Origin of the sequence: Mucilaginibacter sp. P19, assembly GCF_050632265.1 — a bacterium.
Taxonomy (GTDB): domain Bacteria; phylum Bacteroidota; class Bacteroidia; order Sphingobacteriales; family Sphingobacteriaceae; genus Mucilaginibacter; species Mucilaginibacter gossypii.
The window spans coordinates 2685128-2706928 of the sequence record NZ_CP192586.1 but is presented as its reverse complement, the minus strand read 5'-3'; the positions used below and the strand labels follow the sequence as shown (position 1 = coordinate 2706928).

At 40.8% G+C, this 21801-nt stretch carries 19 protein-coding genes, 1 tRNA gene and 2 pseudogenes; 6 read left to right on the top strand and 16 right to left on the bottom strand.

The window, feature by feature from the left end:
• Window positions 1–147: 147 nt before the first annotated feature.
• The 5 genes from ACQ86K_RS13075 to nirB form a co-directional block, all read right to left on the bottom strand.
• The gene (locus ACQ86K_RS13075) at window positions 148–1341 is read right to left on the bottom strand and encodes an MFS transporter (protein ID WP_431200505.1); all 1194 of its coding nucleotides are present in this window, start codon (window positions 1339–1341) and stop codon (window positions 148–150) included.
• 106 nt (window positions 1342–1447) lie between these two features.
• Window positions 1448–2896 (bottom strand): alginate export family protein, encoded by a 1449-nt coding sequence (locus ACQ86K_RS13070; RefSeq protein ID WP_431200504.1) that lies wholly within the window; start codon window positions 2894–2896, stop codon window positions 1448–1450.
• 689 nt (window positions 2897–3585) lie between these two features.
• Window positions 3586–3936 carry a nitrite reductase small subunit NirD gene (nirD, locus tag ACQ86K_RS13065; RefSeq protein WP_090525796.1) on the bottom strand — a complete coding sequence of 117 codons (351 nt, stop codon included), beginning with the start codon at window positions 3934–3936 and terminating at the stop codon, window positions 3586–3588.
• Window positions 3937–4002: 66 nt separating this feature from the next.
• Window positions 4003–4809, bottom strand: a complete 807-nt coding sequence (locus ACQ86K_RS13060) for a hypothetical protein (protein WP_431200503.1) — start codon at window positions 4807–4809, stop codon at window positions 4003–4005.
• Complete coding sequence (gene nirB, locus ACQ86K_RS13055; RefSeq protein ID WP_431200502.1) at window positions 4767–6497, bottom strand: nitrite reductase large subunit NirB; 1731 nt, start codon at window positions 6495–6497, stop codon at window positions 4767–4769. Before nirB ends, ACQ86K_RS13060 begins: the two co-directional genes overlap by 43 nt.
• Window positions 6498–6785: 288 nt before the next feature.
• On the opposite strand from nirB, the gene cobA reads away from it, so the two are divergent.
• Together cobA and ACQ86K_RS13045 are read left to right on the top strand one after the other, a co-directional pair.
• Window positions 6786–7514, top strand: a complete 729-nt coding sequence (gene cobA, locus ACQ86K_RS13050) for a uroporphyrinogen-III C-methyltransferase (protein WP_091170819.1) — start codon at window positions 6786–6788, stop codon at window positions 7512–7514.
• 4 nt (window positions 7515–7518) lie between these two features.
• A complete protein-coding gene (locus ACQ86K_RS13045; RefSeq protein WP_091170817.1) occupies window positions 7519–7878 on the top strand; it encodes a DUF7009 family protein in 360 nt (119 codons plus the stop codon).
• A gap of 66 nt (window positions 7879–7944) precedes the next feature.
• Here the strand turns inward: ACQ86K_RS13045 and ACQ86K_RS13040 are convergent, their stop codons facing one another.
• Genes ACQ86K_RS13040 through ACQ86K_RS13030 form a run of 3 tightly spaced genes read right to left on the bottom strand, consistent with a single transcriptional unit; the run spans window position 7945 to window position 11621 of the window.
• A complete protein-coding gene (locus ACQ86K_RS13040) occupies window positions 7945–8181 on the bottom strand; it encodes a hypothetical protein (RefSeq protein ID WP_091170812.1) in 237 nt (78 codons plus the stop codon).
• A 4-nt stretch (window positions 8182–8185) separates the two neighbouring features.
• Window positions 8186–10573 (bottom strand): hypothetical protein, encoded by a 2388-nt coding sequence (locus ACQ86K_RS13035; protein ID WP_431200501.1) that lies wholly within the window; start codon window positions 10571–10573, stop codon window positions 8186–8188.
• Window positions 10536–11621: a hypothetical protein gene (locus ACQ86K_RS13030; RefSeq protein ID WP_431200500.1), complete on the bottom strand. Its 1086-nt coding sequence runs from the start codon at window positions 11619–11621 to the stop codon at window positions 10536–10538. The genes ACQ86K_RS13035 and ACQ86K_RS13030 overlap by 38 nt, the downstream gene beginning before the upstream one ends.
• A 285-nt stretch (window positions 11622–11906) precedes the next feature.
• On the opposite strand from ACQ86K_RS13030, the gene ACQ86K_RS13025 reads away from it, so the two are divergent.
• Complete coding sequence (locus ACQ86K_RS13025) at window positions 11907–12236, top strand: ArsR/SmtB family transcription factor (protein WP_091170804.1); 330 nt, start codon at window positions 11907–11909, stop codon at window positions 12234–12236.
• A gap of 14 nt (window positions 12237–12250) precedes the next feature.
• Here the strand turns inward: ACQ86K_RS13025 and ACQ86K_RS13020 are convergent, their stop codons facing one another.
• Window positions 12251–12853: a hypothetical protein gene (locus ACQ86K_RS13020; protein WP_431200499.1), complete on the bottom strand. Its 603-nt coding sequence runs from the start codon at window positions 12851–12853 to the stop codon at window positions 12251–12253.
• 26 nt (window positions 12854–12879) lie between these two features.
• Window positions 12880–13380 (bottom strand): hypothetical protein, encoded by a 501-nt coding sequence (locus ACQ86K_RS13015; RefSeq protein WP_431200498.1) that lies wholly within the window; start codon window positions 13378–13380, stop codon window positions 12880–12882.
• Window positions 13381–14106: 726 nt separating this feature from the next.
• Here ACQ86K_RS13015 and ACQ86K_RS13010 point away from each other — a divergent pair.
• Together ACQ86K_RS13010 and ACQ86K_RS13005 are read left to right on the top strand one after the other, a co-directional pair.
• Window positions 14107–14442 (top strand): hypothetical protein, encoded by a 336-nt coding sequence (locus ACQ86K_RS13010; protein WP_091170798.1) that lies wholly within the window; start codon window positions 14107–14109, stop codon window positions 14440–14442.
• A gap of 171 nt (window positions 14443–14613) precedes the next feature.
• Window positions 14614–14700 (top strand) — tRNA-Ser (locus ACQ86K_RS13005).
• Window positions 14701–15482: 782 nt separating this feature from the next.
• Here ACQ86K_RS13005 and ACQ86K_RS13000 read toward each other — a convergent pair.
• The 6 genes and pseudogenes from ACQ86K_RS13000 to ACQ86K_RS12975 all read right to left on the bottom strand — a co-directional run.
• A pseudogene (locus ACQ86K_RS13000) lies at window positions 15483–15686 on the bottom strand (recombinase family protein); the annotation flags it as partial.
• Between the two features lie 76 nt (window positions 15687–15762).
• Window positions 15763–16212: pseudogene (locus ACQ86K_RS12995) on the bottom strand (recombinase family protein); the annotation flags it as partial.
• 333 nt (window positions 16213–16545) lie between these two features.
• The gene (locus tag ACQ86K_RS12990) at window positions 16546–17091 is read right to left on the bottom strand and encodes a hypothetical protein (RefSeq protein ID WP_091170793.1); all 546 of its coding nucleotides are present in this window, start codon (window positions 17089–17091) and stop codon (window positions 16546–16548) included.
• 42 nt (window positions 17092–17133) lie between these two features.
• The gene (locus ACQ86K_RS12985; RefSeq protein ID WP_091170789.1) at window positions 17134–18195 is read right to left on the bottom strand and encodes a DUF932 domain-containing protein; all 1062 of its coding nucleotides are present in this window, start codon (window positions 18193–18195) and stop codon (window positions 17134–17136) included.
• Between the two features lie 4 nt (window positions 18196–18199).
• Entirely contained in the window at window positions 18200–18367 is a 168-nt protein-coding gene (locus tag ACQ86K_RS12980; RefSeq protein WP_176844505.1) for a hypothetical protein, read from the bottom strand.
• Window positions 18368–18560: 193 nt separating this feature from the next.
• Window positions 18561–19142 (bottom strand): hypothetical protein, encoded by a 582-nt coding sequence (locus ACQ86K_RS12975; protein WP_091170786.1) that lies wholly within the window; start codon window positions 19140–19142, stop codon window positions 18561–18563.
• A 524-nt stretch (window positions 19143–19666) separates the two neighbouring features.
• Between ACQ86K_RS12975 and ACQ86K_RS12970 the strand changes: the two genes are divergently transcribed.
• Window positions 19667–21784 carry a hypothetical protein gene (locus ACQ86K_RS12970; RefSeq protein ID WP_091170781.1) on the top strand — a complete coding sequence of 706 codons (2118 nt, stop codon included), beginning with the start codon at window positions 19667–19669 and terminating at the stop codon, window positions 21782–21784.
• The last annotated feature ends 17 nt before the right edge of the window (window positions 21785–21801 follow it).

Here is a 21801-nt window from a genome sequence, read left to right as displayed (position 1 = left end):
TTCTTTTCTATTTATTCAGCCTTCTGCTTTTCGCTTTCGGCCTTTTGCTTTAAGCTTATAAAGCCAAAGCAGGTTCATCTGCTGTTTGAGCTTCAGCCTGTTTTTGAAAACGGGTGATCAGCACAATCACGGAAATCACCATAACAGTTATACCGATGTAAGTAAATGCCTGTATATAAGTGATATGTTCGGACTTGAAAAGAAACCCAAACAACATCCCCCAAGGTTACCGCCTGCACCTACTATACCGCTTACCATCCCAACATTTTTACTATTGATAAACGGAACTATACCATAAGTAGCACCATTTGACATTTTGAGGAACAGTGCAAACGAGAGCATGGAAATAATAGCCATTGTAAGGTTGCCCGAATTTGCAAACAGAACAAGACCAATGCCTTCCAGCAGCAGTACGCCGGCAAGCAATAAGCCCTTGCCCCGCATTCCGAATTTGCCACCAACTTTGTCAGATACAATGCCGCCTAATGCACGGGCAAAAATGTTCATGAAGCCAAAAATACCTGCCCAAAAACCGGCCGAACTTTGCGACAAATGAAAAGTATCTACAAAATGCAGAGAAGCTACATTATCAAAAGTGATCTCCATACCAAAACACATAGCATAAGCCAGTGTAAGTGCCCAAACACGCCAGTCGGCCAATATCGACCAATCGGTTTTTGATGGGTTGGTTTTGGCATAACCTACTTCATCATAGTTACCGTTAGGCGTGTCTTTGGTAAATTTCCAGTATACGAATGCTATTATCAGCATCATTACACCCGGAACTATCATGGCATACCGCCAGGCTTCGGCCTTGGTAAAACCAGCCCCTACTATAGCAGCAAATATTAAAGGCATCACCATATTGGTTACACCACCGCCAAGGTTACCCCAACCACCGGTTACCGCGTTGGCTGTACCTTTTATATTAGGCGCAAACATCATAGAAGTGTGGAACTGGGTAATTACAAACGATGAACCTATTACACCGATTGCCAACCGAAACAATAAGAAAGATGTGTAATCATGCGCCAGACCCACAAGAAATACAGGTAAGGACCCTATTATTAATAACCTAACGGCTGTTTTGCGCGGCCCCCAGGTATCACAAAGTTTACCTATAATAAGGCGGGCAATAATTGTTGCAGCTACAGATGCAATGATGGTGTTACCCACTTGTCCTTTACTCAAATGTAATTCGGCACGGATGGTTGGCATTAATGGCGCCAGTCCGAACCAGCCAAAAAAGCAAACAAAAAACATGAGCCAGGTAATGTGAAAGGTGCGCATTTGTACACCCTTCAATGAAAATATGTTGAGTTTGGTAAGTTGTTTTTCCATTTTTTAAGCTTAAAGCTCAAAGCCTAAGGCTAAAAGCTGTTTGTTTGTACTTTGATTTTTTAACATTTCTCGCTTTCGGCTTTTAGCCTTAAGCTTTTAGCCTACATTACTTATTTAAAAACTCAGGTTTGATATTAAGCTGCAGGTACGCCCAAAACGGGTGCAGTTTGCTGCTATCCGGCGTTAAACCTTTAGCATACTCCATGCTGTGAGTTGCTGCCATGTAGGATAAGCCCAGATCAACAGCGGTGAATTTGTTAAGTTTATAGCTGTTGGTGAGGTCAAATTCAGTACCCAAATATTTGTCGATAGGTTGCCCGTTTGTTCCTTTCTGATCTTTAGCCAACAGAAAGTAATGATTAGCCAAATCAACGCTAAAACGCTTATTATCTGAAAGATATTTGATTTTAACGTAAGGGTTGCTCAAGCCGCCGGTTGGGGATCCGGTGCCTGCATAAAAATAGTCCATATAGCCCCAGAACTTATGCGGGGTACCATACAATGGGTCAAACCTGTGATTGGTTTTTGAAGAGGACAGCGCATCATTTCCTGACAGGTAATCCCATCCGGCTGTGTAAGCCATGTTACTGCTTTTGTATGATAAAGACCCGGTATAAGTGTAAGCACTTAATTCAGCACCGTCGCGATCATGACCTCCCTGGTAATAAAATCCAGCTGTAGCAGCCCATTCATCTTTGCTACCGAAAACGGGATTAACAAGCAGCCCGGTTGTATAACGGGTATTAACTCCTGGTTGATTAAACCGGCGGCCATATATATAACCAACATCTTCGCCTGATACGTTTTTTACCGAATCGAGCTTGTATTTGGCAAATTGATCGGCAAGGAAAAGGCCGGTTACCTTTGTTTTATTAAATTTTTTAGCAAAGTAGAGGTATTCAAGTGCTTTATAGTTTTGGTTTTGCCCATTAGTACCGGGAGGATTTAAAAATGAAAGATTGCCATTTTTGGCACTAACGCCCGATGCATTAACCAGCGGGATAAGCCCGGCAGGGGTATTAGCCAAATTACCTTTGCTATCCTTTACCGTAGCGGGCACATTGGCCGGTGTATAATAGGTACCGTTATAATTAATAGCATCAGAACTCTGATTGAATGCTGCGCCGAGATCAACCTGCCAGCCTGATTGAAGAAGTTTTAATACGATGGCGTCGTGCCTGCGGGCCTGCTGAATCCAGTCGGTAGCACCAAGCAAGCGTTCATCGTCATAGCTAATTTCCTGGCGACCAGCTTTTATGGCGAAATAATCGACAGGTGATTTTTTAAAGGAAGTGTCTTTTTTGTTGGAGAGGATCAGCTCGGCCCAGGCTTCGTGAAGGCTTAGCCGGCTGCCATCGTTGATAGTAATAGTTGAGGCATCCTGGCCCCAAAGCCTTACATCCTGTACGGATGTTTGAAAAATAAGCTTGCTGCTTTTGTAATTAAAGGTGAGCCGCGTTCGTTGTGACACAAAGGCCGCGTTTTTGTTACCTACCGGTTCTAAAGTTCCATAACCATCACGTAATTCGCCCCTTGTTTTGATCTGCCCTGTCAAAGACAGCTGCGCAGAAGCATTATAAGAAACGAAACATGATATAATTAATAGAATTTTTCCAATAGTGTATTGATTAGATACATTTTTGTACATTTGAATTGGTTTTTTATTTGTTAAAGCGATTAAAAACTATTTAACCCTGTCTGGGAATGCGACCTCCCGGCAGGGCTTTTTTATGAATTTTTGATTTTTACCATAGGCTCAATCTTTTTTGATTTATTTATCTGTTTAATTATGATAAATATAACTTATTTAATGATTGCGTACAAATAATTGATTTTTAAAATGAATTTTTATGATTAAAATCATTAAAAACTATATTTTTTGATAAAAACTCAAATTACAAACGATCAAAAACAGATGAAATGCATTTTTAACAATTTATTAATAGATAAAAAATCAATAAACCATCGCAAAAACAAAATTAAAACCATTTAAACAAAATAAAATCACTATAAAAAATCACATACATCGATATAACGCCATTTAAATTTGCTTTAAACTCTAAAAATTCGAAAAATAAATTCAAAATAAGACAGCAAAAACGAACATGACTTTATTAACCAATGCCTTGGTGTATTAAATACACCAAAATTTTAAACAAAAACACAAAAAAAGCGCCATTACCCCTTTCGGCAACGGCGCTTAATGTAAATTTCGTTCTATTTTCCGCCTAAATACACTAACATTTAATCAACTCCGACAAAAACTTTTCCATCGGCTATTTTTACCGGATAAGTTTTTATCACCAATTCCTCTTCACCCAGACACTCACCTGTAAGCAGCGAAAATGTTTTTTTATGAAAAGGACAAGCTACTTTTGGCTCGCAGCTTTCGCCGGCACTGCCGATCATGCCACGCGATATTGCCATTTGCTGCTTATGCGGACAAAGATTTTGCGTAGCATACCATTCATTGCGACGTGTAAAATTAAATATTGCTATCTGTTCATCACCGTGCTTAATACATGATCCGCCATTTTCGGGCACATCATCAACATAACAGGCCATGATCCATTGGGTTGCTATTGTTGCTTCCATTGTGTTTTCTTTTTAATAATGATCAATCTAACTTTGAACTAAAAACTCGGGATTTCCTAATAAAACCTACCATTCCTTAGCGCGAACCTGTTCACGCATTGGCTCAAATTGAGCATGAGGATCTTTTTCATCAGGCGCATTTATAAAATGAGCGAAGCGCTTGCGCATTGAAGGGTTATTTATAGCTTCTTTCCACTCGCAATGGTAAGTATTTACCAATGCCTGCATTTCCTCTTCCAACTGCTCGCCCAATCCAAGACTGTCATTTACTATTACATTTTTAAGATAGCTCATGCCACCGTCGAGTTTATTAAGCCAGGTTGCTGTCCGGGTTAACTGATCGGCTGTTTTTATATAAAACATCAGGAACCTGTCGAGATATTTAACTACAGTCTCCTTATCAATATCTGTAGCCAACAACTGGGCGTGCTGAGGCTTTGAGCCACCATTGCCACACACATATAAATTCCAACCTTTCTCCGTGGCTATAATTCCAAAATCTTTTGATTGCGCTTCGGCACACTCCCTAACACAACCGCTTACACCACCTTTAATTTTATGCGGCGCGCGGATCCCCTTATATCTATCCTCCACCTCGATGGCGAAAGTCACACTATCATGCAGGCCAAACCTGCACCAGGTACTGCCTACACAGCTTTTTACAGTACGGAGTGCCTTGCCGTAAGCATGCCCACTTTCAAAACCGGCATCAATAAGCTCTTCCCAAATTAAAGGAAGATCGCTCAGGTGCGCACCAAACATATCAATGCGTTGCCCTCCGGTTATTTTAGTATACAACCCGTATCTTTTAGCAACCTGGCCAATCACGATCAATTTATCAGGCGTAATTTCACCACCCGGAATACGCGGCACAACAGAATAAGTACCCCCTTTTGAATATTGGCTAAAAAACGATCATTGCTATCCTGTATTGCTTCCTGCTTTACAATAACATCATTCCATAAGCTGGATAAAATACTGGCAACAACCGGCTTGCAAACCTCACAGCCATCGCCCTTGCCATAATGATCAAGTACCAGATCGTAGTTTTTCAGCCCGTTTATTTTAACAAGGTCAAACAATTCCTGGCGCGAGTAATCAAAATGCTCACAAATAACATTTTTAATATACTGACCATTTGCCTTCATGGTGCCGGCAATCAAATCTTTTACCAATGGTACGCAACCGCCGCAGCCTGTACCCGCCTTGGTGCATTTTTTCATGCCATCAATACCAGTCACACCACCCTCATTTACAGCCGAACAGATTGCACCTTTGGTAACCGCCTCGCATGAGCAGATCAGCGCATCATCAGGCAAACTCATTACACCTGCCCCTGCATTAGCTTCACCTCCCCTTGATCCTAATATCAGATCTTCAGGATCCGGCGGCAGTACTATTTTATTATTAACGGTTTGCAGCAGCATATTATAAGCATCTGCATCGCCGATTAAAATACCACCTAAAAGGTTCTTGCCATCGTTTGTAATGTTAATGCGCTTATAAATCCCCTTATGCGTGTCCTCAAACAAAATGGTACGGCAATCAGGTTCAGTAATAAAGGCATCACCAAAACTGGCCACATCAACACCAATCAACTTTAGTTTGGTGCTCATATCATAGCCATAAAAACTCTTATCAGCCTCAGTTAAATGAGCTGCTACAATATCAGCCATCTCATAGCCGGGTGCAACGAGGCCATATATCATACCTTCGTATAAAGCACATTCACCAATAGCATAAATACATTCATCACTGGTTTGCATTTTTTCGTTCACCACAATACCGCCACGTGTACCTACATGCAAACCCGCCAATTTAGCCAGCTCATCGCGCGGGCGAATACCGGCCGAAATAACCAGCATATCTACAGCAAGCTGGCTATCATCATTAAATTTTAATGAGTGGATTTTTTTATCGCCGGTAATAGCAGCAGTGCTTTTATTAAGGTGGATATGCAACCCCAGCTGGCTCAATTTCATTTGCAACATATTACTCCCTGCAGAGTCTATCTGACGCGGCATCAGGCGCGGTGCAAATTCGATGACATGCGTTTCAGAAATGCCAAGATCTATTAAAGCCTTAGCAGCTTCCAGCCCCAGCAAGCCGCCACCCATTACAGCCCCTGATTTTGCATTAACAGCGCAGGCCTTGATCAACTCCAGGTCTTCAATGGTGCGATACACGAACACACCTTCCTTTTCAATACCCGGAATATCAGGTACAAAAGCCGATGAGCCGGTTGCTAAAACCAGGTAATCATATTTAAGTGTAATGCCTTTTAAAGAGTGGATTGTTTTTTCGGTGCGATTGATTTCCTGGATGGGGTCATCCAAATGCAGCGCGATGCCATTATCTGAATACCACGATAAAGTGGATAACGAAAGATCATCAGCAGTCTTGCCGTTAAAATATTCACTAAGATGCACCCTGTCATAAGCGTGACGCGGCTCTTCGCCAAAAACAATTATTTGGAACTGTGTTGATCTGGCTAAAAGTTTTTCGCAAAACTTATAACCTACCATACCGTTACCAACAACAATGATGGTTGGTTTTGACATATCGAAATTTTTAAATGTTAAAGCAATTTTCAAACTAAAAATGAATCAACTGCGACCTTGATTTCATTTATATTACAATTATAACTCAAAAAAGCATCAAATAAAAATTTAATTTCAATTTTTTGTTAAATAAATCATGATTATTGACGTTTAAATTCATAAATTAGTGCTATTAATATAATTTACATCATTATTTAAACAGATTTTTTAAACTGATTTTGCTATTTTAACAAAATCACCAAAATATAAAGGCTTAAAAGTCTATTTTTTAATCACTAATTTAATAAAATGCAAAAACAAATACAAAATCCTGAACTTTTTGTACTTGGAGCAGGTCCAGGAGACCCAGATTTGATGACTATCAAGGGATTTAAGGTATTACAGCAGGCAAATGTGATATTATATGACAACCTGGCTAACAAAGAGTTACTGGCGATAAGCCGGGATGATTGTGAAAAGGTATACGTTGGCAAGCAACCTTATGGTGATTATACACCGCAGGAAACAATTCATGAACTGATAAAACACTACGCATTTACTAAAGGTAACGTGGTAAGGTTAAAGGGAGGCGATCCGTTTATATTTGGCCGCGGGTTTGAAGAAATCATTTATGCACGTGCACATGGTATCACCACACATTACATACCGGGTGTAACCAGCATGCAGGCCTCCGGGCTGGAAGACATTCCCCTAACCCACCGACAAGTGAGCGAAAGCGTTTGGATGGTTACCGGCACCAAAAAAGACGGCAGCCTATCTGCCGATTTAACCTGCGCCATGCACAGTAACGCAACAGTTGTTATATATATGGGGATGAAAAAGCTGGCAGAAATAGCATCAGCCTATATAAAAGCTGGCAAAGGGGATATACCGGCAGCTATTATACAGCATGCTTCATTGCCCCAACAAAAATCTGCAAAAGGAAAAGTAAGCGACCTTGAAGCTATCGCGGCAGATAATCAGCTTACTTACCCCGCTATTATTATTATAGGTGATGTTGTTAACGTAAAAAATTAAGGAAATGAAGATCAGGATAAAAGGAAACTCACTGCGTTATCGCCTCACCAAAACAGACGTGCAAAACTTTAACAGGGACGGCTATCTGGAAGAAAGCACCAATTTTGGTTCACAAGTATTTAAATATGCATTGCAACGCTCTGCAACTGAATTTTTAACTGCCGGGTTCAGCGATAACACCATAATTATGTATATGCCAGCCGCGATGGCCGTTGAATGGGCGAGCACCGATCGTGTTGGTTACGAAAGCAACAACAACCAAATGTACCTGCTTATTGAAAAAGATTTTAAATGTCTTGACAATGTGGCTGAAGACCAAAGCGACAATTATCCTAACCCATTGAGCTTAAAACTTCAACATTAACCCTGGAGTGAATTTATTTACTGATAAATATACTTTATCAGTAAATAAAAATCATTTAAACCGAAGTTATGATGAAGCTTTGGATTGGTTATTCAACCTTAAATGCCGCACGGTAAAAAATAACGCAACTAAAATTAATATCCATACCCAGGTATCAAGCGGGCAACCATCAGGTCCGCCATCATTACCATCGCAAAGGCCATCTCCCGGATCTGCATAACTCAAGGATACTGTAAGCAAATTGATTATAATAACAGCTAATACTGTTTTCCATTTTGATGTAATTATAGATAATACGTACATACTGTTATTGTTTAAAAAACATTCCGCTCCCAATCCTGTCTCCTGTGCTTTCATTAACTGCAACTACTATGTAAAGTCCCCGGCCTAAACTATTAACATTTTCCTGAAAGGTATTAGTACCAGTAGCCGATAGCTTTCTGACAATAGCGCCCGAAGGGCTAACTATACTTATCCTAACAGGTTTTGAAGATGTTTGTTCTAACTTTATATTTACTGTACTGGCCGAAACCACAGTTGGATATACCAGGAATTTACTTACACCGGGGCCCGGCCGTATTTCAAAATTTAGATTATCAGATAATTTAGTTTCGCCGGTTACCAGGTTTTGGCTAAGCCTATAAACGATCTGGCCACTGCCTGGAGTTTGGTCAGTGTAGCTATACTTACCGGTAGCTGTTGACTGCAGGCTATCTATAGTCAAAAACGTTTTGCCCCCGTCAGCACTTTTTTGAACAGCGAATTTGGTAAAATTACTTTCGTTATCAGTTTCCCAATTAAGGGATATTCCTTCGGCTACTTTTTTACCGTTAAAGCTCAGCAAGCGATAATCGTGTCCCGGTACGATACCAATTTTAAGATAAAACCTGTCATGAGCATAGCTTGCCGGATTTGCATCAACCTTAAATGCGTACTCGGCGTTATTTACAACATCGAGTGAATCATTGGTATATTTATCTTTCAGATAGATGGAATATCTTTCGTCAATGTTCTTTTTTACAGGTGAGGTGAGTTTATAAGTACCATAATTAGAGAAAGTAACGATGAGATTCACACGTTTTAATTTTTCGAGGTTACCTGTGTAATTAGCAAAACACCCTACCGAATCGCTGCTTAACGAGTAAAACAAATCAACCTGCCCCGATGGCCGATAGTAGGGCGCATCTTCACCGGGCACAAACTTGTCGGTAGCGTTTTCATCAAAATTGATGTCGGTAGAGTTATGAACAATAGCGTCTTGTACCAGGTTCATAGTTAGACGAGGAATACTGCTTTCAACATTATTGGTAGCCGGGCTTGCTGCAAATGAAGCCGTAATGTTTTTTGAAGGGCTGCCAACAACATTAAATACAGGGGTTGATGGAAGCGCTCCGCTATAATTTGAGTATGCTACCTTCATTGTTTCATCAAACTTAATAGCTGAAGCAGAGGTTGCAACGGTAAAAAATCCCTGCCCTGATAAAGCGTAGCGGCTTGCTCCTGTGCCAATAGATCCGGTACTGGCATCATACAACGCGAATTTGGTTGACGAGCTATTGGTTCCGGTACTGGCATCTTTTACCAGCATATAATAAAATTTATTAGTAGTGTTTACAGTGTAAAGGGTATGCAGATCTATTACCGAGGCATATGGATTACCAATAAGGTTTAAACCTTGTTTAACAGTCGGTGTTGACGTGTGATAAGACAAGGTAGCCGGGGCACTCACCGCGGTAGCGGTATAATAAGTTGGCGGTGTAGATGGAAAATTCACAATATTGGCCGTTAATGTTGCATTGCTGGCCCCCGTACCTTTAATAACAGTTCCAAAAAAGTTTAGCGTAGCATTATCTGTTGCCGGAAAAGGCCTTACAAAGGGGTTTGCTACACTCCTGCTCCCTCTGAAATAGTATAAAAAACCGTTTGCAGGTGGCAAACCCTGGCTTGTTGAGCTAAAAGGCTTGTATTCATTATTCAATACCTGATTTACATCCGAAGTAACCGGTGCGTTTTCATCATAAACAAATACCGAAGGGCTGTTGCCGGTAGCTGTAGCATCATCAAATCCATTTGTTGTACCCCCTGGACCGGTAATGTACGTTGTAGCGATAAGCGGTAAAAGATTATAGGTGCTAAGCGAACCGGTTGTTAAAAATGTTGATGTTGTATTAAGTACCGGCGATGACATTAGCATATAGCGACGCAATGTACCTTTCACATAACGTTGAACATTGATACTGCCCGTAATGGCGCCTGCTGAAAGACTGCCGATACTTGCATCGCCTGCAGCGGTGGATAGTATGGTAAGCGCCGTTGTGGTCGATGTGACATTGCCTACCGCAAGCGTTGACGATGAGTTAACATTTAATGTATAAGTTGGCGCGACGGTAAATGTACTTCCTGAGGCCATTGTTTTTGTTCCGCCTGTGGTGAAGGTAACATTGTAAAAATTTGTTCCCGTGGCAGTTGCGTCTGTAAGGGTTTGGGTTGTACCGTCAAATGATATCAGCGCGGATGGATTAGGCGTGAACGTACCTGTATTTGTGTAATTACGCGAGATATTTAAAGCACCCGTACCCATATTCATGGTACCTGCATTGCTAAGTGTTCCGTTTATATCAATTGATCCCGTACCACCGGTAATGGTTGCTGCCGAATTATCTCGTCCACGTGGCCGCTGTTGATCCGGCTGCACCTATAGTAGTGGTAGTATTTGTGGGGTTTGAAAAGGAGACGTTTGAGTTTGTCGTAAGCGTAGAATCGACGTTAAGATAACTCGTCTGCCCCGTACTTGCAGATCCACCTATAACCGCTGTCCCCGTCCCCTGGATCACCAGGTTATCATAAATAGGATCAGTTGAAGCGTTAGTGTTAACTACGCCACCACCAGGACCAAACCCAAGTGTGGCTGTAGTATAAATTAAAGGATTTGAGCCGGTATACCTGACCGTTGCCTTACCACCCGGGTTATGGTCGCCATAAAAGTTTGCTGAAGAATACGGGGTAACTAATGTACCAATAGCACTCGTATTAGCCAATACTAATGTGGGATTCGTATTCGTGTTTGTTACTTTATACGATGTACGGGCATTGACCGTAAAGTAACCTGAATTTCTGGCCGTCACGCCCCGGTTGGTAAAATTGATCTGCCCGTTTATGGTCATCGTGCCTCCTTCAAGCCTGATACCGCTGCCATTTATTTGTCTAACGTTTAAATTAATATTAACGTTATTGCTTACTGTAAAAGCAGATGCTTCAAGGATTAAAAACGAAAAGGATGAGGTTGTTACAGAAGCAGTGCTGCCAAACTGTAAGTTGGTGCAGGTTACAGTTCCCGTTCCCCTGATATCATTAAAAATGCTTGTGCCTGAAGTGCTTGAATTATAGTTTTGGGTAATATCTCCCGCTACGGTGAGTGTGGCGCCGTTAACAGTTAAAACGGTTCCCGTTAATGTTGTGCCGCTTAGTACGTAAGTGGAAATGTATTGAATACTTCCAAATGTAATGGAGCCAACTGTTACACTTGTAGCCAATACCGGCTGATTGGTATATATTGATCCGGTTACCCCAAACTGAACAATGTCATCGGTTCTGCCCCCACTTCCCGGATAAGTGGCTGTTCCACTTCCCGAGCCGGAAATAGTCCAATTCGCCGTAGTATTCCAATCCGTTGATGAACTGCCATCCCAGGCAAAGGTATAAGAAGCGAGGGCGTTGCTAGCACAAAAGAAAAGATTTATCAAAAGCAGTAAAAAAATTTCCGTGGTGTTTTAAAGACATCCCGCAAGTGCATAGTTATCCCATATTTATTAATAGTTACGTTTTACGAAAAACCTATCGCAAAGGTTTTTAATTAAAATGTGAATTAACCTATAATTAACACCTCTTGCTCTATCTTGCTCATTTTAAAGCGTATTTACAGTTGAGCAATATCAGCGTATGCAACCTTATGAAGATTGGATGAAGGCTTGGGCCGAGAGTTGTTCATGTTTAAATATGAATTATATATTTGTAACTCATATTTAAACATGGCTAATCATAAAAAGACTGAGTTTGCCGCAACAGATCAGGACATATCAATGGTAGCAAAGGCGCTTTCGCACCCTGCAAGAATCGCTATTATGCGCATTTTGGCACAGCACAAGCATTTTACCTGCGGCGAAATAGTTGAAATACTCCCTTTAGCGCAGCCAACGGTATCCCATCATTTAAAAGAATTGATGGATGCCAAGCTGATCACTGTTGCAATTGATGGTAAAAAATCGTTGTATGATGTAAACTGGCCAACCTGGAACAGATATACAGCCGAGTTTGAAAATATGCTCAGTGCTATTAACAAGGCGGACCAGCAGACCTGATCTGCCTTGTTAATTTATGGGTTATATTCATACACAACCTTATAAGGTACCTGTTTAAGCGAGGCAGATACCTGTCCTATCTTCAGATCACGCGGTTGTGGCGTAGGCTCACAAAAGGAATAAGCTTTTCCTTTATAAAGCACGGGTTTCCCCATCGGTTTATCAAACTGCACTGCCATAGTTATATGAGTTGGATATAACACCGCTATCATCGGCAAATTGTATATTTCTTTAACAAGGTAAAAAAATAACGCGGCACGATCGTCGCAGTCGCTGTATTGGGCAAACAGCGTTTCTTCGGGGCTCAACCGTTTCTCCCGGCCAAAATTCATATCATCATTTTCATATAAAAAGGCATATCGCGTAAAATGCATCAGGTAATCAACGCCTTTTTTGATACTCATGCCGTCCACATTTTTCTTTAGCAAAGGAATCAGCGATCCATAAGTTTCTTTACTTAGGGGAATATTGAAGTAATATTCAAAATCGACAACCGGATAATTCCTGAAAATGGAATCAATCAGCGGGTTAAGCTTAATCTTGAAATAGTATGCCTTATGCCGATATGTAAACTGCAGGTCCTTTTCAACATAGTCCGCAGGCGTAAAATCAGGCATGCTCGTAACCTTATATGAAAATGAGTTTATTGCACCGGGCACATTGATATCAACAGGAATAGCAGGTTGTATTGTAAGATCGGTACCCGGGTAGTCATGAATGTTAAGACACATGTACTTTTTATCATTAACCGTATAAGAAGGAATATCTGATACATCCTCATTGTTGTAGACATAAAAAATGATTTTTTTCCGGCCAGCGCCAATCGTGCATCATAGCCCGATTTAACCATCAGGAACCATTTATACAAGGTATACCTACTGTAATTTTTTTCTTTAGGACTTATCTGCTGGGCAGTTTTACGCACGAGCTGGTAATACAGCCAGTCATTAAGCTGGTGATCTTGTTTATAACTCAACAATGCATCAAGTAGAGGTTTATAATTACCGGCATCAACATTGATATAAAAGCTTTGTATGTTATTTACCGATAGTCCGCCTGTGGTATCCCTAATAGTTAAAGCATCGGCATTAAATGTACCATCATAAAAAGCAAAACAAATCCTACTGTTATTTTGAGCAAACAAATTAACTGTACTTAAAAGTATCAAACAAGGGAATAATATTTTAACATATCTGCCCATAGCAAACACATCATTTTACTTATAAGGGTTAAAGCATTTTGGTTTATGTCTAAATATACAAAATTGCAAATTAAAACATCAATTGACTTAATATTATTTTAATCGTTTAACAACATACTATTAATACTAGGCGCATAGATTTGAATTGGAAAATTATGATGCATGGGGACAGAAACATTAGGTAAAAGAATACTATGCTTATTTATAGCAATAGGATATTTCTTTTTTCGTGTTTGCATGTTACACGATGTCCCAAAATTGCAGGTCATGCTAAAACAGGAAAGTATTTAACGCTTAACAACGGAACGGTAAAACAAAACGATCCGGTTATTTCGAGTGCAAATAACAGCAAATCGGCACCTGTTCTCTTTTTATCCCGCCCCCGGGTCATTTTCGGCAAAACCTTAACTGCATTAAATAATCAATTCAGGTTAATTCGTACCTGTGAGTTATGCCCGTTCCGGCTCATATCACAATATGACACTCAAAGTAGATTTCGGTCTCACAAGGTTTTTTACGCTGCTAACATTTTTTCCATTACCTGTACCTGGAAAATCTGAGTTATCAGCTTCTCACCTGCCAGTACCTTTTACAATGTTTTCTTAATACCTGCATTTACAGCGATTAACGCTGTATTATTAATTTATTTAAAAATCGTGTATACAAGTTATGCCTTATTTCAACTTAAAATTTTCAAATACCGATAACGAACTGGCTAATTTTGCCAAAGCCCTTGCGTTGCCGGTCAGGATTGCCATTGTTCGTATTATTATAGCTAACGGCAATTTAGTGCCCAAAGAAAGTTTATATAGCATCCCATTTAACCAAGAAACAATAACCAAGCACATTGCCGAATTAAAACGGATGGGTATTTTAAAGACTCATGGTTTACGCGGCTCAATTAAATACAGCATTGACGAGCGCTTGTTTCGTCAAATGGCCGATGGATTTGCCATGCTATTTGAAAGTATAAGAAGATTTGAACATGATCTGCAGGATTATTAAACTTGATTATACGAACATCGAGGTGAATTTCTGAACGTAAAATGATTAATTGCAAAAAAATCAATTATAATAACCTGATAAACAGACACTTCGTTATAACATTTGCTTAACCTGTGCTTAAAGTACCAATTCAGATTTGGCAATTCGGTTCAGATTTGTACTTTTGCGCCCGGAGAGTTGGCAGAGTGGTCGATTGCGGCAGTCTTGAAAACTGTTGAACTGTGAAAGGTTCCTGGGGTTCGAATCCCTAACTCTCCGCAATACGAGATTTTATCTAAATCATCATAGGGCTGTTCATCAATGAGCAGCCCTAATTGTTTTAATTTCAGCCTATTGTGTGTGAAGTCTGGATGTAGCTGAGGTGTTCTAAATATACCTTCTTTAAACGTGAGACCTTGTTTGAACACCTCCCTTAAAATAGCATGCTGCTGGTTGATTGTCGCTTCCTCAAAAATGTGAGGCAGGTTTAGCAGATAAGGCAAAACTAATAGTTCCTGATTGATAAAATCTTCTAAACTATCTTCCAATTCTTCTTTACGAGCCATTAATTGAGCTTTTTCCGCTGTGAACCTTTTATTCCATTTTTTATAGGTATCGGCATTGATTGTATCATCCATTACTTTTTGTTCGGCATTTTCCATTTTTTCTGACAGCAAGCCCAACTGCTTATCGACATCGGCCAGTTCCTTATCCCTAACGGATTGCATTCCATTTAAGCCGCTTTTAACATCATCGACAATTTCATCAATCAGTTCCTGCGAAAAACTCATATTGATCAAAAGTTTGTTGAATTGCTCATGTAAAAGTGTACCTGAAATATTGGTACTGGTATGCTTTATACAACGATAATACAGGTAGTATTTCTTTTTGCCTTTACACCAGCCCGCTGTCATACTATAACCGCAACAAGGACTTTGTAAAATCCCCTTAAGTGGGAATTCTGCTTTGGGATGGCTTTTCATCGCCCGTTTGGTGATACCCAACATGTCTTGAACCCGCCAATATTGCGTTTCGGAAATGATGGGATCATGGATACCCTTTACAATCTTTTCTGGATTTTTCCCATGGGCTACAACTCTAACTAAGCCAGCATATAGGGGATTTGTCAAAATCCGAAAGATAGCTCCGTTTCCGCTTTGTGGAAAACCTATATTTTTTAACTCCTGATGTATCAGATAACGAGGAACGCCCGCGAGATAATCCCTGAATATTTTTTGAATGATGTAGGCTTTCGTTCTCGTCAATCATCAAAACCATTTTGCCATCTTTCCCCCTGCCATTCAGATAGCCATAAGGCGCTTTGTTCAGATAACGCCCTGATTCCTGTGCATGCCTCGCACTCATCTTTGCCCTTCTACGTATGGTTAGCAATTCCTGGTTGGCGATAAGGTATTTAAATGCCCTGAGAAGGAATACGGAAGGGTCGGACGTGTCTATGTCTAATGGCTCGCTGGTTGCCACTACCTTAATACCGTGAGTCTTTTCTAACTGCTCTATTTTCTGTAATGCTTCGGGCAAGTTGCGACTGAAGCGGTCATGGTCAAGTACAATAAGATATTTTACTTTACCACGGTGTTCTTTGATGAATTTTTCTAACGCTTTGTAATCCGGCCTGTCAAATGTAAAGCTGGATGCACCATCATCAACAAAAATGGAGTTGAGCGCAATATGATTATACTCACAATAATCCCTGATGTTCTTTTCCTGATACTCGATAGAGTGAACGGACTGATCCTTTTTACTTATTCTTATATACCCAATGGCGTCCATTTTTTCTCCTTTTTATAATAATTTCCAAGACAATTTCAGCTAATAATTTACGGAAATTATTGCTAAAATCCTCATTTTCAGAATTCTTTTTATCTATAGTTTCAGTGCAAGTTATAGCTGATTTTTGTTCCATAAATGAAGTTTATCAACCATCAAGATTGCAAGGTTGTAAGTGATATTTCAGAGAAAACGAGCGGTATCCCTAAGATGAAATTGATACTTATCGTAAGTGTCAAAATAATAGCGGGAGAAGTAGAAAGCATCGAAGGACTTTACTTGCGACAGCAACGCCCGTCTGCTGCGGAGCAGCAGCGGGCGACCCGGCCTTTCAGGCTATATTTCGACGACTAAGCCGTCCTGACAATCTGCCGCTTCTTTTTCAGCATCCTCGCGACTATCAAAAACCAGCGTGTTGCCATCCTCATCCGTGCAGATTGCAGCATATTCAGGCCCGCCGTGCATTTCCAGTACCAAGTATTTATAGCTTTGCTGTTCAATCTCTTTAGCTGGCAGATAAAACAATTGTATGGCCAGCGCAAAGCGTGGTGATTTAGCCTTGTTTAAACCATACTGTTCTAAACAATGGTTGCTGAATATAGCTAAGTAACCACCAAATAACTGTTCTGAAAACACGTTAGCACTTTTAGTCAACCCATTAGCATAACGTTTAATAACTCCTGTAACCTGATAAGACAGGTTCAGCCATTGCTGATAACTCAAAAACGGATTATTCCAGTTAGCAATCATTTCTTGTTCGCTACTGGCAATTTTTTCCGCTATAGTGTTAACATATTCCAAAAAGTCAGGCATTTCAGACCTGAACAGGTCGAAAATGATTTTAGCTTTTTCGACATTGGTTAATTGATCTATCGTTTTCATGATTTTTTTAATTTAAATAAAGGGGCATTACTGCCCCATCTATTAGTTTAAGCTGCTTGCGCCGTGCTTGGCAAAATCGGCACACAGGTCAAATGCAGTTTGGTTGCGTTGCAACCCTGTACCGCCCATGATGGATTTGAATTTGCTTTCCTCGTCCCTGAAATTACGGACGTTTTGAAAGTAGCCCGTTACGGCATTATAGGCACCGAATAGTGTACCCTTAGCGGTGCTCTCTTGCTGAGACGGTGCAGTCATTGCATAATCAAACACACTGCTGACCATGTTGTTAAATTGGCTCGATAATTCCGCATGTTTGCCGGTGGTTAACTTTTCGTGGGTTTCCTTATTCGGGCACATGGCTAATTGTATCAGCTTCTTTAATTCAGGGTCGGTAATGCGTACCCGTGACCAGCGGTTAAAAATCGCCTCCAGTTCCGTTGATAGCTGATTGGTAATGCCAAGCATCTTGTGCGCTTCTTTCAGTTTATCGGAAGCGCTGGCGGTATGCCTGATTTTTACATGGTTGACATGGTTACGCATGGCGGCATTGAGTGTATTTTGGCAAACAATGCGAACAGGCGTAAAAGCAATATAAATACTCCCTGTTCCGTCATGCGAAGCATTCAGAAATAAGTATTTTTCAATACAATCGTTGCGCCCGACTTTGATATAATCGGGTAGCTTGGCGGTAACAAAAATACGTTCGCCTTTACCTAAAGCCCCGGCAGTTTCGTACATAATGCCGCCTTTGCCGCCTACAATGCTATCAAAAAAGCTGAATGTATCCACGTTTTGTATCACCTCGTAATCTTTACCGACCACGCCCAACGGCTGCTCGGTATCGGTGCGAACTGTAGCGAAGAAGTCAGGCACTTCAATTTCGGGTATAATGATACCATCTTCTGTATTGCCTATGTAGTTTGCAGTATCATAAGTAAACAAAGGCCTTTTTTCTACCGTGTAATCTAAACAGGCGTGTTGTATCGCTTCTGCGCTCGTTGGGTATTGGCTAATGATCTGCCCCAGGCCGTGCCATGCTTTTTCCTTTACGCTGAAAAAACTATGTTTTCCAGCCTGTTCGTTATAATTGAGATTATGTGCCATGACTTTAAGATTTGAGTTTATAATCCATGAATTCAAGTTTTTTAATTTTCACCTTGCGGGTGTCGCTGATTGTGCAGGTTGCCTTACGCTGTATTTCCGTGATGGCATCATGTACCTGTAGGTGGCTGGTCTGTATGGTCGCTTTGACCAATAAAAAAATGGTATCTTCCATAGCCTTACGAATTATAGCAGTCCACAAAATCCGCCAGTTCCCGTTGGAAAACTGCGGGGTTCTCTTTCGCCAGTTGTTCCGCATAACCCTCCCAAAAAATTTGGTTGGTCAGTTCTATAAATAGCTGTAGCATACCTGTAAATTTTAGTAAATAAAAAATCCCCATGCCATAAAGGCACAGGGCTATTGCTGTTTAAGGAATAACGATAGTGGCTTCAACCTCGGCCAATTTTTCAATGCAAAGCTGTTTCACCATATCCACCACGCGGGAAATGATGTAAGGATTTTTTGTTACGAACTCGTTATTATCATCGTCCGAAATCACCAGTTCACAGCGCAGGAATTTGCTGTCTGCCGTGGCATCGTCTTTGTCGTCATTTTGCGTAACGACAAAGGTGTCCAGATTGGAAACGGTGTTAAACAGCTTGTTCTTTTGTGCAATCTTCTTACCCAATTGCTCCACTAATTTTACAGTATCTTCCAAACCCCGTGTTTGGGTTTCTTGTAACTCCGCCTTTAATTCTTTTTTGGTCGGCTCGGCAGCTTTCATGGGTTCAGTTGCTTCGGCTTTTGCAGGCGAAGCGGCAAGGCCGGCCGCAGGCGCGGCAGTTTGGGACGCCGTAGCGGTTGCGGCTTGTGCGGTATTTTTAGCTGTAGTTTCATCGTTTTTATCTTTACCTGCGACGTTGGGGCGCATATTAGCGGCGGCAGGAGTTTGTTTTTTATCGTTGTTGTTTGCGGTTGAGGTTGTTGCTTTTACTTCTTTGGTTTCCATGACTTCTAATTTTTAAATGGTTTTTACTTAATTCAATTCTTAATCCCTGTGATGGTCGGCGGTCTTGCTGTTCCGTCAGGCCGGGGGCGCTCTGCTATTCCGTGTGTCCATATCCGTTATGCTTTTCAATCAAGCCGCTCGGCATACGCCTCGCTGGCTTTTTGTAAGCACCCTCACCTGAACACGGCGGGCTGCAGGACAAGACTTTGCGGAAAAAATACTACCCCGGAGCGCAGCGCAGGGGATGGAGATTTTTTCCAGCAAACCCGCAGGGCCAGGTCTTGGCAGGCAGCACGACGTTCAGAAATTTGCTTGCGAAAAAGCCAGAGGGGGAAATTTGGATAACCTAAAAAGCGCTTAGTAAAGCATGAAAACAACAACAGGCAATATGGCCGAGGAACGTGGCCATGTTGCCCAAAATGCGGCGAAGCGGCGAAGTTTACGGAGCGGCTGGAACCGCTGACGTTATTTGAGATTTGCAAACTGTAAAATCAGTATCTTGTCAACCACTATTAAGCCTTATTATGGAAACCAATCTCGCCGTTCTTAGTACTGATTCCGTTGATCGTTATGGTTATCGGATATGGATAACCGCTCTTGAAATGGCTTTGAAAGATCGATTTAAGGAAGGCATGCCAATGCTTTTTGCGCATAATCAGCATAAACCCATGGGTTGGGCAAAACCCTTTGCTTTGTATCTGGAGCCACATTTGACCAGACTGCTCGCACTGCAGCACATACCCGTAACAGATGAGGAAAAAGCTTTAGTGCTAGAAAACCATGCTATCTTTAGAACTAACAAGTATTTTGAGAGTTCCAAAGAATTTCTTGAACCATTCAGCAAACTGCTTGAACTTAATAATATTACTGGTTGCAAAGTCACACATATCAATTGTTTAACGGCAAATAAATCAGGTATAGCCAAATTGCTATACCCGTTTCTGTTCGAAAAAACTTATCGTGACAATCTTGTTCCCTTTAAAGTTTTATTCGATCATTTTGAATATTTAGGACAAGGAATTTTTAAGAATAAATATTCCGAACTGGTTGTTTTCGCTCATCATTTTTTCAGACGATCTGAGTCAATTCATAATACTTTGAATGCTGCATTTTTAGATGAATTGATATCGCTGAGAAACAATACAGAGCTTGATCTTTATCTTAGAATCGACGAGGATCAGTTGGGTTATGCTCCCTCATTCCGTCCTTATATGGAACTCGAATATCAATGGGGCCCGACCTACAATGACGATATAACTTCGATTAAAGAAGGCGTGTCGGTACATATTTGTGATCCTAATGAAAGAGCTTATTATGAATTCAGCCGCAGCGAATTTTTATGGGAATGGGATAAACCTGGTCAAAAGTTTTCTTTTCAAATGGAAGAACTTCAAGATGATAGTTCGCCACTGGATAATGACCATTATCATTGCCGATATATACATACAGTCTATGACAAAACCAAAGGAGGCTTCGAGCATTTTGATGCGGCGATAAGGTCTTACGACGTTTATGAAATGCTTGACCGGCTGGATAAAGATATAAAGGGCTACGGTAAACAATCGGTCTATACCAAGCTCTTTAAGATTAATGGCCCGTTGGCACTTAGTAAATGGAAATTGTTAGTTACATTATTCCTAAGAGGAAATCCGATCATCTATGAGTATTTCGGACTTAAAAAAGAATACGAAGCGTTAAAACCTGCCGAAGAGGAGCCATTAACATTAGAGCAGCATCTTTTCCCTTATAAGATCGAAGCTGCCGATGGATTGCGTTTAATGGTATCGTTATTTAACCCACGGAACACGGACCGCCAAGGCAGATACGTCGATTCCTTCGATATCATTTCTGACGATGTAAAATCCTATCGCTGCATCGATTACTATTTCCTGGAGTTTAAAAAGTCGTTGATGAAGATTGGCGACAACATAAATATCCCAGAAGAAGTACTATTGATTAAAAGTCCAGATAATTATTGGAACATTCCGTTAATTATGCATGCGGGCCCTGAAGCACAACAACTTCTAAATAATTCAGTGCAAGCACTAATCAACTTATTTGAGGCCATGATTAGGAAAAATATTGATTTTAATATATCTCTTACTATCGGCATCACATTGTCGGACAGAATTATACAAATTTCCTCCTACGGCCAAATTAATATGCTGTTAGACTGGCTGAAGTTAAATATGCCATTTCCAGAGAATGAACATGCGTTTACTGAGTGGTTGGTAACGCAAAAACGCTACTTGGAGCATTTCCCAGCCCAGGGGAAGCTGCCTATCATCTCGGAACTTATTCAGTTTGATGGTGTGTTGTATCCAAAGAGGACGGTGGTTAAATCTTCTTATCAATTTGATATTGATCCAGAAAAGGGCTTAAAATGGGCAATTGATATAGAAGGTCTGGAACGAAAAATATATGAAGCCGGCGTAGCAACAATGGTACCCGCTATCGAGGTAATGGAAAGTATCTGTCATGATACGAAGGAAGACTATTTCACATCTTCAAGGTCGCGTTGGCTTGACGATGATCTACGGGTTGTAGATATCACCCACTGGCGGCCCGTATTTTTACATTGGGCGGAGAATCAGTCGAAAAGTCCATCTTCTCAAGAAATTATACCAGCGACAACACATTAAAAATAACAAAGCCCTGC

Bases quoted from the DNA above. Each gene is read 5' to 3' on its own strand.
- ACQ86K_RS13020 (WP_431200499.1), bottom strand. From the start codon at position 12,853: ATGCCTGATTTTACGCCTGCGGACTATGTTGAAAAGGACCTGCAGTTT.
- ACQ86K_RS13025 (WP_091170804.1), top strand. From the start codon at position 11,907: ATGGCTAATCATAAAAAGACTGAGTTTGCCGCAACAGATCAGGACATA.
- nirD (WP_090525796.1), bottom strand. From the start codon at position 3,936: ATGGAAGCAACAATAGCAACCCAATGGATCATGGCCTGTTATGTTGAT.
- ACQ86K_RS12980 (WP_176844505.1), bottom strand. From the start codon at position 18,367: ATGGAAGATACCATTTTTTTATTGGTCAAAGCGACCATACAGACCAGC.
- ACQ86K_RS13045 (WP_091170817.1), top strand. From the start codon at position 7,519: ATGAAGATCAGGATAAAAGGAAACTCACTGCGTTATCGCCTCACCAAA.
- ACQ86K_RS12970 (WP_091170781.1), top strand. From the start codon at position 19,667: ATGGAAACCAATCTCGCCGTTCTTAGTACTGATTCCGTTGATCGTTAT.
- ACQ86K_RS13010 (WP_091170798.1), top strand. From the start codon at position 14,107: ATGCCTTATTTCAACTTAAAATTTTCAAATACCGATAACGAACTGGCT.
- cobA (WP_091170819.1), top strand. From the start codon at position 6,786: ATGCAAAAACAAATACAAAATCCTGAACTTTTTGTACTTGGAGCAGGT.
- nirB (WP_431200502.1), bottom strand. From the start codon at position 6,497: ATGTCAAAACCAACCATCATTGTTGTTGGTAACGGTATGGTAGGTTAT.
- ACQ86K_RS13075 (WP_431200505.1), bottom strand. From the start codon at position 1,341: ATGGAAAAACAACTTACCAAACTCAACATATTTTCATTGAAGGGTGTA.
- ACQ86K_RS12975 (WP_091170786.1), bottom strand. From the start codon at position 19,142: ATGGAAACCAAAGAAGTAAAAGCAACAACCTCAACCGCAAACAACAAC.
- ACQ86K_RS12990 (WP_091170793.1), bottom strand. From the start codon at position 17,091: ATGAAAACGATAGATCAATTAACCAATGTCGAAAAAGCTAAAATCATT.
- ACQ86K_RS13040 (WP_091170812.1), bottom strand. From the start codon at position 8,181: ATGTACGTATTATCTATAATTACATCAAAATGGAAAACAGTATTAGCT.
- ACQ86K_RS12985 (WP_091170789.1), bottom strand. From the start codon at position 18,195: ATGGCACATAATCTCAATTATAACGAACAGGCTGGAAAACATAGTTTT.